Genomic DNA, 14,209 nt, shown 5'->3' on the forward strand with positions numbered 1-14,209 from the left:
GTGTCAGGCGTCCTTGCGGCCCCGGGGCAGCCACCGGGAGTGGTGCAGCTCGGCCCATTCGCGGCCGACGTACCCGGTGCGCATGCCGCGCCGCGCCTCCGGGTCGTGGAGCGCCTTGCGCAGGTGGCCGAAGACCACGAAGGCGATCGCCCAGGCCAGGAGGTCGTGGACGAAGATCGCGCTGGTGCGGGAGACGAACGGCAGCAGGCCCTTGAACCACATCAGCAGGCCGGTGGACGCCATCACCAGCACCGCTCCGGCGATCCAGCCCGCGTAGAGCTTCTGGCCGGCGTTGAACTTGCCGGCCGGGCGCGCCTCGGGCCATGCCCAGCGCTTGCGCACGGCCCGCAGCCACTCCCGGTCGTACGGGGCGAAGCGGTTGAGCCGGCGCAGGTCCGCCCGGAACTCGGCGGAGAACAGTCCGAGCAGGACGGGCAGCGGCATCAGGATGCCCGACCACTTGTGGACGGTGGACACCAGGTGGCGCCGGCCGACGAGTTGGGCCAGCGGCCCGAGGTACAGACAGGCCGCGGAGGCCAGGCAGAGCAGCATCAGGATGCCGACGGACCGGTGGACCATCCGCTCGGCGACGCTGAACCTGCGGATCCGGTCCGGGAGTTCAGGCCGCTTCGCCGCGCTGGTCGGCTTCGTCGAGCCAGCCGTCGACGTCATAGCCTCGCTCCTCCCAGTAGCCGGGGATCACCCTCTCGGTGACCGAGATCCCGGACAGCCACTTGGCCGACTTGTAGAAGTACATGGGGGCCACGTAGAGCCGGACCGGTCCGCCGTGGGCGTGGGTGATGGGCTTGTCCTGCATGTTCAGCGCCACCAGGACGTCCGAGCGGCGGGCCTGCTCCAGGGTGAGGCTCTCGGTGTACGCGCCGTCGAAGCAGATGAAGTGGACCGCCGCGCCCGGGGAGCGCACTCCGGCGGCATCCAGGATGTCCGCCAGCAGCACCCCCTCGAAGGGGGTCTTGTTCACCCGCCAGCCGTCCGTGCAGAGCACGTCGCGGACCACCCTGGTCTGCGGCAGTGCGCGCAAGTCCGCCAGTGTGTACGTTCTCTGACGCTCGACCAGTCCGTCGACCCGCAGCTCGTAGTTCGTCTCGTCCTTGTGCGGCACGGAGCCGACGACACTGAAGTACCGGAAGCCGCCGGGGTTGGGGAGCAGGCCGGTCAGGCCGGTCGCGTCGTTCTCGGAGGCGGCGGACAGGAACCCCTCCCAGCCCCGCTGGAGGTACGGCGCCGCGGCGATCCCCGCGGCGCCCGCCCCGAGCATGCCGAGCAGCGCGCGCCGCCCCACGGGTGCGCCCTGGGCCCTCCGCTTCGGATGTCCCGCCATGGTCTGTGTGCTCCTTCGAGGTGGCGACGATCCCGGCGGGCGGCCGCGGTCCGGCCGGCCCGGTCGCGGGCGGGTTCACACGTGTGAACGCGGTCGGGTCGCTCTCGACATCGTCACCGGTTCAACTGGTGACGATGCTGGCACGATCGCGCCCGGCCTGTCAACGAGACGGCCGGCGGCCCGAAACGGCGCGGAGAAGGCGAACGAGGGCGGTGGAAAAGAAAGTTGCCGCCCACGGGATGCCTGGCTACAGTGGCCGTCATCTGTAGTCGTGTGATCGAGGAGTGGCAGACGTGGCGGGTGACGACGACATCTCCGGGTGAGATCCGGATCTGACGGCCACCGGCCGGTGCTTCAGCAGCGCCGCCGCCGGAGTGGTCCGTTTCGTCGTACCCATTTTCCCCACGCCTGCCCAGGGCAGAGGTCTCTTCCTGCCCTCATTCCTTCGAGGTCACTTCCATGTCCGACGCTGCCGTCGTCTGCTCCACCCTCTCCTTCGCCTGGCCCGACGACACCCCGGTCTTCCACGACCTGTCCTTCGCCGTGCCCGCCGGCCGGACCGGCCTGGTCGCCCCCAACGGCTCCGGCAAGAGCACCCTGCTCAAGCTGATCGCCGGTGAACTCAAGCCCGCCACCGGCTCGGTGACGGTCACCGGGCGGCTCGGCTACCTCCGCCAGAGCCTTCCGCTGACCTCGGACCTCACCGTCGCCGAGGTGCTCGACGTCGCCGAGATCATCCGCGCCATCGACGCCGTGGAGTCCGGGGACGTCGACGAGCGGCACTTCACCACCATCGGCGACGACTGGGACATCGAGGAGCGCACCCGCGCCCAGCTCGACCGCCTCGGCCTGACCGACCTCACCCTGGACCGCAGCCTGAGCACGCTCAGCGGCGGCCAGATCGTCTCCCTGGGCCTCGCCGCCCAACTGCTCAAGCGCCCCGACGTCCTGCTGCTCGACGAGCCCACCAACAACCTCGACGCACAGGCCCGGCACAAGCTCTACGACGTGCTGGAGGACTTCAACGGCTGCCTGCTGCTGGTCAGCCACGACCGCGCGCTGCTCGACCGGATGCAGCACATCGCCGAGCTCGGCAACGGCGAACTGCGCTTCTACGGAGGCAACTTCACCGCCTACGAAGAGGCCGTCCGGGCCGAGCAGGAAGTCGCCGAGAAGAACGTCCGCAACGCCGAGCAGGAGCTGAAGCGCGAGAAGCGGGAGATGCAGCAGGCCCGCGAGCGCGCCGAGCGGCGACAGAGCAACGCCGCCCGCAACCTGAAGAACGCCGGCCTGCCGCGGATCTTCGCCGGGAACATGAAGCGCGGCGCCCAGGAGTCCGCGGGCCGCTCCGGCCAGATGCACGCGGCCCGGGTCAGCGAGGCCAAGGCCCGTCTGGACGAGGCCGGACGCGCCCTGCGCGAGGAGGCGCGTCTCTCGCTGGACCTGCCGGACACCCAGGTGCCCGCCGGGCGCAACCTCTTCCTCGGCGAGGGCCTCCAGGTCAGCCACGCCGGCCGGCCGGTGTTCGCCGACGGCGGCGTCGACCTGAGCATTCGCGGCCCCGAGCGGATCGCCCTGACCGGCCCCAACGGCGCCGGGAAGAGCACCCTGCTGCGCCTGGTCACCGGCGAACTCGCCCCGGACAGCGGGGAGATCAAGCGCAACGACGGTCGGATCGCCTACCTCTCGCAGCGCCTGGACCTGCTGGACCTCGACCGCACCGTGGCGGAGAACTTCGCCGCGTTCGCCCCCGAGCGGCCCGAGACGGAGCGGATGAACCTGCTCGCCCGCTTCCTCTTCCGCGGTGCCCGCGCCCATCTGCCGGTCGGGGTGCTCTCCGGCGGCGAGCGGCTGCGCGCCACCCTGGCCTGCGTGCTGTGCGCGGACCCGGCCCCCCAGCTGCTGCTGCTCGACGAGCCGACCAACAACCTGGACCTGGTCAGCGCGGGCCAGTTGGAGAGCGCGTTGAACTCCTACCAGGGGGCGTTCCTGGTGGTCAGCCACGACGAGAAGTTCCTCGCCGAGATCGGGGTGAACCGCTGGCTCCACCTGGCCGACGGCACGCTGAAGGAGACCGGGGCGCCCGCGGAGTGACCGCCGACGTATGACGCGGTCCACGCCCGGGGTCCGACAGCAGACCCCCGGGCGTGGGCCCGTCCTACCGATCACTCCCCCCCCCACCTCGGAAGGTTCCCCGTGCTCCAGCACGCCCTGCTCGCCCATGACGTCGTCCGCAACCTCGGCGGTCGGCGCATCCTCGACGGCGTCGGCCTGACCGCCTCCCCCGGCCACCGGATCGGCCTGATCGGGGAGAACGGCGCCGGCAAGTCCACCCTGCTGCGGGTGCTCGCCGGCGTGGACGAACCCGACGCCGGAAGCGTCTCGCGCCCCGCGGACCTCGGCTTCCTGCACCAGGAGATGCCCTTCGATGCCGAGTGTCCCATCGCCACCGTCCTGGACGACGCACTGCGCGAGGCCCGCGAGGACCTCGCCGAACTCGACCGGCTCGGCGCGGAGATCGCCCGCCTCCCGGAGACCGACCCCGGCTACCCGGAACTGCTGGCGGCCTACGGCCGGCGGCTGGAGCAGGCCCAGCACCGGCAGTCCTGGGACGCCGACCGCCGGGCCGCGCTGGTCCTCGACGGGCTGGGCCTCGGCGGGTTCGGGCACGACCGCACCCTCGGCTCGCTCTCCGGCGGGCAGCGCGGCCGGCTGGCCCTGGCCGCGCTGCTCGTCCGTCGGCCGTCCGCGCTGCTGCTGGACGAGCCGACCAACCACCTCGACGACGGCGCCGCCTCCTTCCTGGAGGAGCAGCTGCGCGAACTCCCCGGCACCGTGGTCGTCGCCACCCACGACCGGGCGTTCCTGGACGCGGTCTGCACCGACCTGGTCGACCTCGACCCCGGAGTGGACTCGCCGGTCCGCTACGGCGGTCACTACAGTGCGTACCTCGGCGAGAGGCTCGCCGAGCGGGAGCGCTGGGAGCGGCGGTACGCCGAGGAGCAGCAGGAGCTGGCGCGGCTGCGCCACTCGGCCGGGGTGACGGCGCACCGGCTCGCGCCGGACCGGGGGCCGCGCGACAACGAGAAGATGGGCTACGGCCACCGGGAGGGGCGAGTGCAGAGCCAGGTCTCCCGCCGGGTGCGCAATGCCGCCCGGCGGCTGGCGGAGCTGGAGCGCGCCCAGGTGCCCGAGCCGCCGCGCCCGCTGCGGTTCGCCGTCCGTACGCTGGCCGTCGGCGTCGAGGGCCCGGACACCGAGCAGCCCCTGGTGTCGCTGCGGGACATCCGGGTGCCCGGCCGGCTGAAGCTGGACGGCCTGGAGGTGGCGGCGGCCGACCGGCTGCTGGTCACGGGCGGCAACGGGACGGGCAAGTCGACGCTGCTCGCCGTGCTCGCCGGGCACCTCGCCGCCGAGGGCACGGTGCGCCGGCGCTCCGGGCTGACGGTCGGGCTGCTCACCCAGGACACCGTGTTCGACCGGCCCGACCGCACCGTCCGGGACACCTACCGACTGGCGCTCGGCGCGGCGCGGGCCGAGGAGGTGCCGCTGGACTCGCTCGGTCTGCTGCACCCGGCCGACCTGGACGAGCCGGTCGGCCGGCTGTCCGTCGGGCAGCGCCGGCGGCTGGCCCTGGCGCTCCTGGTGGCCGACCCGCCCGAACTGCTGCTGCTCGACGAACCCACCAACCACCTCTCGCCCCGGCTGTGCGACGAACTGGAGGAGGCCCTCGGCGCCGGTCCCGGCGCGATCGTCCTCGCGAGTCACGACCGCTGGTTGCGCCGCCGCTGGCAGGGCCGGGAGGTGCGGCTCTAGCCGCCACTCACCACGCGTCGTCGCACGCGTTATTGCACCCGTTCGCAGTCACCTGTCAGGATGGTGACTGTGAATCTTCAGCATGTCTTCGTTTGCGGACACCCGGCGCTCGACTTCGCGGCTACTCTCCGTGCGCGTCGCACGGTCCGGTTCGAGATGTTCGTGACGCCGGAGCGGCTGAACGCCTGGTACCTGGACTGCGGCCTGGTGGACACGATCACGCCGGGTGACGAGCAGGACGTCCTGGAGGCGCAGACCGTCCGCGAGGCGATCTACCGGCTGGTCACCAACCGCCGGCTCGACGAGGCGTTCGACCGCGAGGCGCTCGCCGTCCTGAACGGCGCCGCGCGCAAGGCGCCCGTGACGCCGCAGCTCACCATGACCGGGCGGCACAACGAGGCGACCCCCGAGCAGGCGCTGGCCACCGTCGCGCGCCAGGCGGTCGAACTCCTCAGCGGTCCGGACGTCCCCCTGATGAAGGAGTGCGGCAACCCGGAGTGCACCCGGGTCTACATCGACCGCTCCCGCGGCATGCGCCGGCAGTGGTGCGGCATGGACTCCTGCGGCAACAAGATCAAGGCGGCCGCCTACCGGGCGCGGAAGAAGACGCCGTCCGCGACGGAGGCCGGCTCCCCCGGCTACCACGGCGCCCGCCAGCGCACGAGCCCCGACATGGGTACGATGCAACACTCGTCCATGCCTAGGGAGTGAACGGTTGTGACCCGCCAGCCAGCCTCCACGCTCCGGTCCCGGTACGTGGAACAAGCCGCGTCGGACCTGGAGAAGAATCACCAGCGACAGCGGGAGCTGGCGGAGGAACTCCGGATGCTGAAGCAGGAGGAGTCCCTCCTGGCCGACATCCTGAGCCTCGCCGAACACTACGAGAGGCCCGCTGACCAGGCACTTCCCCGCCAGCGGCAGAGCGCCGCGGCGGAAACGGACACGACGAAGGCCGGTGCGAAGGGGACTTCGCACCGGCCTCTGCTCGGTGACCTGCTCGCGGAACTGCTGGGCCGGCACGAGGAGCCGTGCCCGGCGAAGGAACTGCGTGACGAACTCATGGCGGCGTACCCGAAGCGCAACCCGACACCCCAGGTCGTCCGCAACACCCTGGAGTCGCTGGTCGCCAAGGGCCGCATCCGGCGCCACAAGCAGCAGCGCTCCGTGATGTACACCCTGATCCGGCCGGGCGCGACCGCCTCGGGCCAGGCCGGCTGACTCCACCAGCCCTCACGCGAAGAACCTCACACGAAGGTCGAAGCTCCCGGGCCGTACCCCAGCAGCAGGGCGGTCTCGGCCCAGCTCCACAGCTGGGCACCATCCGGCCACGGCCGCTCCCCCGGAGCTCCCGCACTCCGGGGCCGCCGCCTCTCGGACGTGGTCAGGCACCGGTCAGGGGAGTGACGGAGCTGCCCGGCTGCCGTGGATACGTGTGCGTCGAGGGGGCCATGCCCGTTCCTCACCCTCCGGTCGGCGGTGCGCAGGTGTGTCGGCGGTGGTGCGGGTGTGTCGGCGGGTGCGTCAGCGGGCGCTTCGGAGGGAGACGGGCCCCGCGCGAACGGGGGCAGATCACACGGGACCCGCCGTCTGTGGGTGGGTCAGGCGGCGACGCCGGCCTCGATGACGACCGGGATGTTGCCGCGGGTGGCCTTGGAGTACGGGCAGATCTGGTGCGCGGCCCGCGCCAGCTCGTCCGCGGCGGCCTGGTCCACGCCGCCGAGCACGGGGCGCAGGACGGCGGAGAGCGAGAACTCGTCGTCGTCGCCGTGGGTCAGGGTGATCTCGGCGGTGATGTCGGTGCTGGTCAGCCGGATCTTGCGGTCGACGGCCGCCCGGCGGATGGCGCCGAGGAAGCAGGCGGCCCAGCCGGCCGCGAGGAGCTGCTCCGGGTTGGTCGCGGTGCCGGCGCCGCCGAGCTCCTTCGGGTAGGCGAGACCGGTCTCCAGCAGGCCGTCGGAGGAACGGACCCGACCGCCGTTGCGGCCCTCGCCGTTGACGTCGACAACGGCGGTGTAGCTGACTGCCATGACTGGCGCTCCCCATCTGGGTCGAGTGGACTGTCCCCCGCCCAACCGGCGATGTGTGCAGAAGCCCCTGCTCGAATCACCGGTTGAGGCGGTGATGCAATGATGGCAATCTTTGGCGTCACCAGTCAAGCCAGTGACGCAACTTCCTGGCGTGACGCCCCGTCACGTCGCACGACGCGAACCGGCCCGCCCTCGCCGCCGATGCGGGAGGACGGGCCGAGTGGCTCACGGTGAGTCAGTGCCGGGTCAACGGTGACGGGTTCCGCTCCCGGTCGGATACGGCGAAGGCGACCGGACCGGTGCTGGACGGAGTGCTGCCGGCGCGGACCGGAAGGCCGCCCGCGACGGCGTACATCGCCTCGTCGAAGGCCTGACCGCCGGCCGGCGCCTTGCCGACCGCGAAGACCGCCACCGCCAGGCCGTCGACGACGGAGGCGGAGAGGTAGTCGCCGACCATGCTGCCGCCCAGCGTGGCGGCGATCCAGGACAACGACATCGGGCCGGCCACGGACTGCGACGTGCTCCAGGTGGCGCCACCGTTGCCGGAGGAGATGAAGCCGACCGCCAACTGGCACGTGTCCGCCGTGCAGTTGGCCCTCGGATAGAAGTAGTAGTACAGCCCGAGCTTGGCGCTGGAGCCGGAGGTGGCGGGGTCCACGCCGAGGCCGGGGAGGAAGTGGTCGACGCCGCTGGTGGTGGGGTCGATCGGCACCCTGGTCACGGCGGACCAGGTGATGCCGTCGATCGACGTCGAGTAGACGATGTCGTTGGCCGGGCAGCCGGAGCGGAAGCGGCAGTCCTGCCAGGCGACGTACACCCTGCCGCTCGCGTCGATCTCGGCCGAGGGCATGCCCTCGCCGCCGCGGAAGCCACCCGCGACCTCATGGGCCACGACATCGGCGACCGGCACCGTCGAGCTCCAGGAGCCGCCCCCGTCAGTGGAGTTGAAGGAACGGATCGCTTCGGCGTCGGCCGAGTAGGGGACCACGACCGTACCGTTCGGCTGCACCAGCGGCTGCCCGCCGAGGCCCAGGTTGTCACCGGACGGCCCCACCGGAGCGGACCAGGTGCTGCCGCCGTCCCGCGAGGCGGACATGATGATCCGGTTGTCGGAGGAGGGGATGTCCACCTCGATGTAGCAGGTGCCGAAGTACGGGCTGGCGGTCGAGTTGTCGCAGACGATCCACTCCTTGTCGTACGCCTGGCCGTCGAAGCCGACCGCCCGCACCGGGCCTCGCCAGCCCACCCCGTCGGCGGAGCGGCTGACCGTCACACCGGCACCACCGTTGACCACCGCGTCGATGACCAGCCCGGCGATCATCCAGGTGCCGTGCCTGGCGTCATAGGCCACCGCGGGATCCGAGGCCCTGGCCCAACTCCCGCCGCCCTGATGGGTGGTGATGCCCGGCAGCATCCCGTGCTGCCAGCTGAAGCCCCCGTCCCGGGAGGTGCTCCAACCGAGCCCGGTCGCGCCACCGTCGACATACCGCCCGACCTGGGCCGAGGACACGACCGTCCCGCCGTACGCGAAGGTGTCGGGCTCCACCTCCGTGGCGTGCTGACCGTCGGGATTGCTGAACGGATCGGTACTCACCCGGACCAGCCCCGGCCCGGAGGCGGTCGGATCGAAGACGGCCGCACCCGCCGGAGCGGCCCCGAGCCACAAGCCCGGCAGAGTGGCGAGCAGTGCCGCGAGCGCGGCGATCCGCCCTGTACGCAGAAGGGAGCGTGACACTGAACATCCTTTCGACAGCCGGGCACCGCCCGACAGGTGAGGGATGAAGGACGTTCACGCAGCAGTGCGCGCGTGGTCGCAAATCGGAGTGTGACCCCGGTCACGCCATCACACAAGGTGTGCGACCGACTCCCGTGAAACGGGCATTCGAGCGCCTCGCACGGTTATCTCCGAATGAGATGACTGACATTCCGAAGCATCTCCCCCAAGGGGGAAGCGGAGAGGGCCGGCCGGCGCTGATGATGTGCGTGGCGGCAGGGAAGAGGCTGCCGCAGACCGTTCGTCCGTGCCGGTGAAGACCGGTGCGCTGCTTCGAGAAGGTGCCCCATGTCCGCATCACCCGACGTCCGGAACTCGCGCCGGTCCACGAACGCCTCGGCCCCGCACGGGGTTCCGGGGTGGCTGATCGCCCTGCTGGCCGTGGCATCCGGGATGACGGTCGCCAACCTGTACTACGCCCAGCCGCTGCTGTCCTCGCTGAGCGAGGTGTTCCACACCAGTACGGCCGCCACCGGGGCGTTGATCACCCTCACCCAGGTCGGCTATGTGATCGGCATGCTGTTCCTGGTGCCGCTCGGCGACCGGCTGGAGAAGCGCAACCTGATCAGCGCGCTGCTGACGGTCACCACCCTCGCCCTGCTCGCGGCCGGGTTCGCCACCAGCTTCCCGATGCTGCTGATCGCCTCCCTGGTCAGCGGCGCCACCTCGGTCGTCGCCCAGATCCTGGTGCCGTTCGCCGCCAGCCTCGCCCCCGACCACGCCCGCGGGCGCATCGTGGGCCGGGTGATGAGCGGGCTGCTCACCGGCATCCTGCTCTCCCGCACCCTGAGCAGCCTGGTGTCCGACCTGGCCGGCTGGCGCACCGTCTTCCTCGGCTCCGCCGTGCTGATGGCCGTGCTCGGTGTGCTGCTGCGCGCCGCCCTGCCCGCGCACGCGCCGACCACCACCATCCCGTACCACCACGTGCTGCGCTCGACCGTCCGACTGGTGCGCACCCACCCGGCGCTGCTGCGCCGCGGTCTCTACCAGGCGGCGATGTTCGGGGCGTTCAGCGCCTTCTGGACCACCGTCTCCTACGTCCTGACCGGCCCCGGCTTCCACTACTCCCCCGTCGGCGTCGGCCTGTTCGCCCTCGTCGGCGCGGCCGGAGCGGCCGTCGCCCCGTTCGCCGGGCACTGGGCCGACCACGGGCTGACCCGCCGGATGACCGGCATCGCCTTCGCCGTCGCCGCCGTGTCCTTCGCACTCGCCGGGTTCGGCGGCCGCAGCGTCATCGTGCTCGCCCTGGCCGCCGTGCTGATCGACATGGCCGTGCAGGCCACCCTGATCCTCGGCCAGCACACCGTCTACCAGCTCGACCCGGCCGCCCGCGCCCGTCTGAACAGCGCCTTCATCGCCATGTTCTTCATCGGCGGGGCCGCCGGATCCGAACTCGGCTCCGTCGTCTACCACTCCTGGGGCTGGACGGGCGTCGCCGCCCTCGGCACAGCGCTGCCGGTGCTGGCCCTGCTCTACTGGACCACCGAGGGCCGTCAGGCGGCCACCACCGCCGCGGCGGCCTGAGGGACGGAGCGCGGCTCGACGGGAGTGATGATGGATCTTCGGCAGATGGAGGTCGTGGTCGCGGTGGCCGAGACCGGCGGCTTCACGGCGGCGGCCCGGCGGCTGCACGTGGTGCAGTCCGCCGTCTCCAGCACCGTCCGCGCCCTGGAACGCGAGCTGGGCACCCCGCTGTTCGACCGCACCACCCACCGGGTCTCCCTGACCCGGGCCGGCGAGGCGTTCGTCCCCGCCGCCCGGGCGACGCTCCGCTCCGCCGAGCTGGCCCGGGAGGCGGTCAACGCCGTCCGGGGCAAGCTCTGCGGGCGGGTCACCGTCGGCACCATGCAGGGGGTGTGGGCCGGACTCCACCACGCCCTGGCCGCGCTGCGCGCCGAACACCCGGGCGTGGTGGTGCAGTTGCGGCAGGCGGCCGTCGCCGACATCCGGCAGGCGCTGCGCGAGGGCACGGTGGACCTGGCCGTGGTGGCGCTCGACCGTCAGCAGCAGCGCGGGCTCACGACCCGGCTGCTGTCCCGGGAGGACATGGTGCTGGTGGCGGCCTCCCGGCGGGTGCTGGTCGGGGCGACCCCGGACGGCGAGGTCCGGCTCGCCGACGTCGCCGAACTGCCCCTGGTGGACTTCCCGCCCGGCTGGGCCATCCGCCACGCGGTCGACCGGTCCTTCCGGGCCGCGGGTGTCGACCGGAGCACCACCTTCGAGGTGAACGACATCGTCGCGGCGGCCGAACTGGTCCGCAACGACCTGGGCGTCTGCATCATGCCCCGGTCGATCGCGGACCGCTTCCCCGAGCTGCCCCAGTACCGCTTCGAGCACCACGCCCCGCACTGGAAGGTGATGGTGGTCCGGCCGCCCGGCGAGCCGCCACCGGCCGTCGCCGCGCTGCTGCGGCACATCACCTGAGAGCGGGGCGGCAAGGCCGAACGCGGAGACGGAAGGCCGCAACGCCGAGACGGCGGGGACTTCCGAAGGGGAGTCCCCGCCGTCTCGGCGTCGGATGCGCGGCCCGCGGCCTCACTCGCGGTAGAGCAGGACGGTGACGCCCGCCAGGGCCGCGCTGAGGACCAGCGCCCAGGCGGTCTGCCCGTGCAGCACCAGGACCGCGCCGGGGAAGGCGCCGGCGAGCATGGTGACCACCGAGAGGATCTTCCGGCGCTGACGGGGAGCGGTGCCGCCGGCCAGACGGGAGTCCGCGGCCAGACCGGTCAGGGTCAGGGTGAGCACGGTGGTGGTGAGGTCCGGCACGCCGAGGCCGCGGACGGTGCCGTTGCGCAGGCCCATCGCCAGGGCGAGCAGCGCGATCACCGCGTACTGCGCGGTGCCCTCCGCACCCCAGGCGAAGACGACGGCGGCGGCCACCCCGTACAGCGCGACCTCCAGGACGAAGACCGTCCGCAGCTGGGCGGCCCGCCGGGAGGGGGTGCTGCGGACGACCAGGCGGATGGCGAGGCGGCCGGCCAGGAGGGCGCCGAGCAGGAAGGCGGCGAGGGAGGTCAGCGAGCCGACGACAGAGAAGCCGGGCGCCCCGGCGAGGGCGAAGGCGATGACGACGACGTTGCCGGTCATGTTCGCGGTGAAGACGTGGCCGAGACCGAGGTAGCTCACCGCGTCGATCAGGCCGCTGACCAGGGTGAGGCCGAAGAGCGCCAGGGCGAGCGGGTGGCGGTCGTGGATCTGGGGTCCGGGTGTGGTGGGCGTGGTCACGACGGCTCCTGGTATGAGGAATGAAGGAGGGGGCACCGCCTGGAATCGGCGGTGCCCCCGGACGGAATCGACGATCCGTCAGAAGAAGCAGGGGTCCATCGGCAGCTGGGGCTGACCCGGCAGCGCGAGACCGCGGGCGGCACGCCAGGCGTGCTGCTCACCGGAGGCCGCCACGGCCTCCAGCACGCCCTCGGCCTGGCGGACGCCGGCGGCCAGGCTGGGGGCGGGGGTGGCGTGGTAGCCGCCGAACTCAGTGACCGGGCTCCAGGACGGCGACACCTCGGGCAGCTCGGGCGCCAGGCCCTCGTGCTCCTGGGCGGCGTGGACGATGCGCCCGCCGACCACGGTGAGGACGGCCTCGATGTGCGGGATGTCGGCCTCGGGCACCGTGAAGTAGTCGGCGCTGAGCAGCGCGAGGTCCGCGTAACTGCCGACCGTCAGACGGCCCTTGACGTCCTCCTCGCCGGTGAGGCGGGCGCCGCCCAGGGTGTAGAGCTCCAGGGCCTGGGCGCGGTCGAGCCGGTTGTGCTCGGCGGCCAGGCGGCGGCCGGAGACGGCCCGGCCGGAGACCAGCCAGTGCAGGGCGACCCAGGGGTTGTAGGAGGAGACCCGGGTGGCGTCGGTGCCCGCCGCGACGGTCAGGCCGCGGTCCAGCATCGCGCGCAGCGGCGGGGCCTCGGCGGCGGCCGGGGCGCCGTAGCGGTTGACGAAGGCCTCGCCCTGGAAGGAGAGGCGGTTCTGCACGGAGACGGCGCCGCCCAGGGCGGCTATCCGGTCGAGGCTCTCCTTGCTGACGGTCTCCGCGTGGTCGAACAGCCAGCGGTTGCCCTGCGGGAAGAGGCCCTCGGCGGCGAGCTTCTCGAAGACGGCGAGGTCGCGGCGGATCGTCTCGTCGTAGGTGGCGTGCAGCCGGAAGCCCCAGCCGTTCTCCATCAGCAGTCGGACGGCCTTCTCGAACTCCGTCTCGTATCCGCCCAGTTGCGGACGCGGCTCGGTGAAGTTCTCGAAGTCGGCGGCGGCCCAGGTGAGGTTCTCGCCCGCGCCGTTGAGGCGCAGCCACTCGTCGCCCTCGCCGGGGCGCACGGTGTTCACCCAGCGGGTGAGGTCGTCCAGTTCCTGCCCGGCGGTCTGCGGGAACAGGTGGTAGGCGATGCGCAGGCTCAGCTCGCCGCGGCGGGCCAGCTCCATCACGGTGCCGTAGTTCTCGGGGAAGGCCTGGAAGCCGCCGGCGGCGTCGATCGCGGACGTGAGGCCGAAGCGGTTCAGCTCGCGCAGGAAGTGCCGGGTGGAGCCGATCCGGTCGGCCTCGTCCAGCATCGGCGCCTTGGCCAGGGTGGAGTAGAGCAGCAGGGCGCCGGGGGCGGCGATCAGCAGGCCGGTCGGCTCGCCGTCGTGGCCTCGCACGATCTGGCCGCCGACCGGGTCGGGGGTGTCCTTGGTGAAGCCCGCGGCGCGCAGGGCGGCCTTGTTGAGCAGCGCCGACTGGTAGAGGTGCAGCACGAAGACCGGGGTGTCGGGGGCCGCCGCGTTGAGCTCCGCCAGGGTGGGCAGGCGGCGCTCGGCGAACTGGTCGGCCGACCAGCCGCCGACCACCCGCACCCACTGGCCGGCCGGGGTGCGCTCGGCCTGCCGCCGGAGCATGGTCAGCGCCTCGCGCAGCGTCGGGACGCCGTCCCAGCGCAGCTCCATCACGTAGTTGAGGCCGCCGCGGATGACGTGCAGGTGCGCGTCGTTGAGACCGGGGATGGCCCGGCGGCCGAGCGCGTCGACCACCCGGGTGCCGGGGCCGACCAGCGGGACGACGTCCGCGTCGTCACCGACGGCCTGGATCCGTCCGTCCAGGATGGCCACGGCGGTGGCCTGCGGGCGGCGCGGGTCGTTGGTGAACACCTTCGCGTTGCGCACGACGAGGTCGGCGGGCTGGTCGGGGGTGCCGGGGCGGATTCCGGCGACGGGCATGGTGGACAACGGAGGTCCCTTCGTTCAACGGAGGCGGTGGTTCGGCGCGGAGGCCACGCAGCGACC

At 72.4% G+C, this 14,209-nt stretch carries 11 protein-coding genes and 1 pseudogene; 6 read left to right on the plus strand and 6 right to left on the minus strand.

Annotated elements, in window-relative coordinates; translation table 11 throughout:
- Window positions 1-3 precede the first annotated feature (3 nt).
- Together QWJ13_RS01830 and QWJ13_RS01835 are read right to left on the minus strand one after the other, a co-directional pair.
- Window positions 4-672: a cytochrome b/b6 domain-containing protein gene (locus QWJ13_RS01830; protein ID WP_316520048.1), complete on the minus strand. Its 669-nt coding sequence runs from the start codon at window positions 670-672 to the stop codon at window positions 4-6.
- Window positions 620-1,342, minus strand: a complete 723-nt coding sequence (locus QWJ13_RS01835; protein ID WP_316520049.1) for a molybdopterin-dependent oxidoreductase — start codon at window positions 1,340-1,342, stop codon at window positions 620-622. The genes QWJ13_RS01830 and QWJ13_RS01835 overlap by 53 nt, the downstream gene beginning before the upstream one ends.
- A 459-nt stretch (window positions 1,343-1,801) precedes the next feature.
- Here QWJ13_RS01835 and abc-f point away from each other — a divergent pair, with 459 nt between their 5' ends.
- The 4 genes and pseudogenes from abc-f to QWJ13_RS01855 all read left to right on the plus strand — a co-directional run bounded on the left by abc-f (window position 1,802) and on the right by QWJ13_RS01855 (window position 6,376).
- Entirely contained in the window at window positions 1,802-3,436 is a 1,635-nt protein-coding gene (abc-f, locus tag QWJ13_RS01840; RefSeq protein WP_316520050.1) for a ribosomal protection-like ABC-F family protein, read from the plus strand.
- A 102-nt stretch (window positions 3,437-3,538) separates the two neighbouring features.
- Window positions 3,539-5,158: an ABC-F family ATP-binding cassette domain-containing protein gene (locus QWJ13_RS01845; RefSeq protein ID WP_316520051.1), complete on the plus strand. Its 1,620-nt coding sequence runs from the start codon at window positions 3,539-3,541 to the stop codon at window positions 5,156-5,158.
- A 69-nt stretch (window positions 5,159-5,227) separates the two neighbouring features.
- A pseudogene (locus QWJ13_RS01850) lies at window positions 5,228-5,779 on the plus strand (CGNR zinc finger domain-containing protein); the annotation flags it as partial.
- 135 nt (window positions 5,780-5,914) lie between these two features.
- Entirely contained in the window at window positions 5,915-6,376 is a 462-nt protein-coding gene (locus QWJ13_RS01855; RefSeq protein WP_432277409.1) for a hypothetical protein, read from the plus strand.
- A gap of 380 nt (window positions 6,377-6,756) precedes the next feature.
- Here the strand turns inward: QWJ13_RS01855 and QWJ13_RS01860 are convergent, their stop codons facing one another.
- A complete protein-coding gene (locus QWJ13_RS01860) occupies window positions 6,757-7,185 on the minus strand; it encodes an Ohr family peroxiredoxin (protein WP_316520053.1) in 429 nt (142 codons plus the stop codon).
- Between the two features lie 235 nt (window positions 7,186-7,420).
- Entirely contained in the window at window positions 7,421-8,920 is a 1,500-nt protein-coding gene (locus QWJ13_RS01865; RefSeq protein ID WP_316520054.1) for an exo-alpha-sialidase, read from the minus strand.
- Between the two features lie 327 nt (window positions 8,921-9,247).
- Here QWJ13_RS01865 and QWJ13_RS01870 point away from each other — a divergent pair, with 327 nt between their 5' ends.
- Window positions 9,248-10,483 carry an MFS transporter gene (locus tag QWJ13_RS01870; protein ID WP_316520055.1) on the plus strand — a complete coding sequence of 412 codons (1,236 nt, stop codon included), beginning with the start codon at window positions 9,248-9,250 and terminating at the stop codon, window positions 10,481-10,483.
- A gap of 30 nt (window positions 10,484-10,513) precedes the next feature.
- A complete protein-coding gene (locus QWJ13_RS01875) occupies window positions 10,514-11,383 on the plus strand; it encodes a LysR family transcriptional regulator (RefSeq protein ID WP_316520056.1) in 870 nt (289 codons plus the stop codon).
- A 111-nt stretch (window positions 11,384-11,494) separates the two neighbouring features.
- Here QWJ13_RS01875 and QWJ13_RS01880 read toward each other — a convergent pair whose 3' ends face one another.
- Entirely contained in the window at window positions 11,495-12,184 is a 690-nt protein-coding gene (locus tag QWJ13_RS01880; protein ID WP_432277410.1) for a YoaK family protein, read from the minus strand.
- Window positions 12,185-12,262: 78 nt separating this feature from the next.
- Window positions 12,263-14,143, minus strand: coding sequence for an amidohydrolase (locus QWJ13_RS01885; protein ID WP_316521600.1), 1,881 nt, complete (start codon window positions 14,141-14,143; stop codon window positions 12,263-12,265).
- Window positions 14,144-14,209 lie beyond the last annotated feature (66 nt).

The organism is Kitasatospora brasiliensis, assembly GCF_032654805.1.
GTDB lineage: Bacteria > Actinomycetota > Actinomycetes > Streptomycetales > Streptomycetaceae > Kitasatospora > Kitasatospora brasiliensis.

Bases quoted from the DNA above. Each gene is read 5' to 3' on its own strand.
- QWJ13_RS01830 (WP_316520048.1), bottom strand. From the start codon at position 672: ATGACGTCGACGGCTGGCTCGACGAAGCCGACCAGCGCGGCGAAGCGG.
- QWJ13_RS01885 (WP_316521600.1), bottom strand. From the start codon at position 14,143: ATGCCCGTCGCCGGAATCCGCCCCGGCACCCCCGACCAGCCCGCCGAC.
- QWJ13_RS01870 (WP_316520055.1), top strand. From the start codon at position 9,248: ATGTCCGCATCACCCGACGTCCGGAACTCGCGCCGGTCCACGAACGCC.
- QWJ13_RS01860 (WP_316520053.1), bottom strand. From the start codon at position 7,185: ATGGCAGTCAGCTACACCGCCGTTGTCGACGTCAACGGCGAGGGCCGC.
- QWJ13_RS01835 (WP_316520049.1), bottom strand. From the start codon at position 1,342: ATGGCGGGACATCCGAAGCGGAGGGCCCAGGGCGCACCCGTGGGGCGG.
- QWJ13_RS01875 (WP_316520056.1), top strand. From the start codon at position 10,514: ATGGATCTTCGGCAGATGGAGGTCGTGGTCGCGGTGGCCGAGACCGGC.
- abc-f (WP_316520050.1), top strand. From the start codon at position 1,802: ATGTCCGACGCTGCCGTCGTCTGCTCCACCCTCTCCTTCGCCTGGCCC.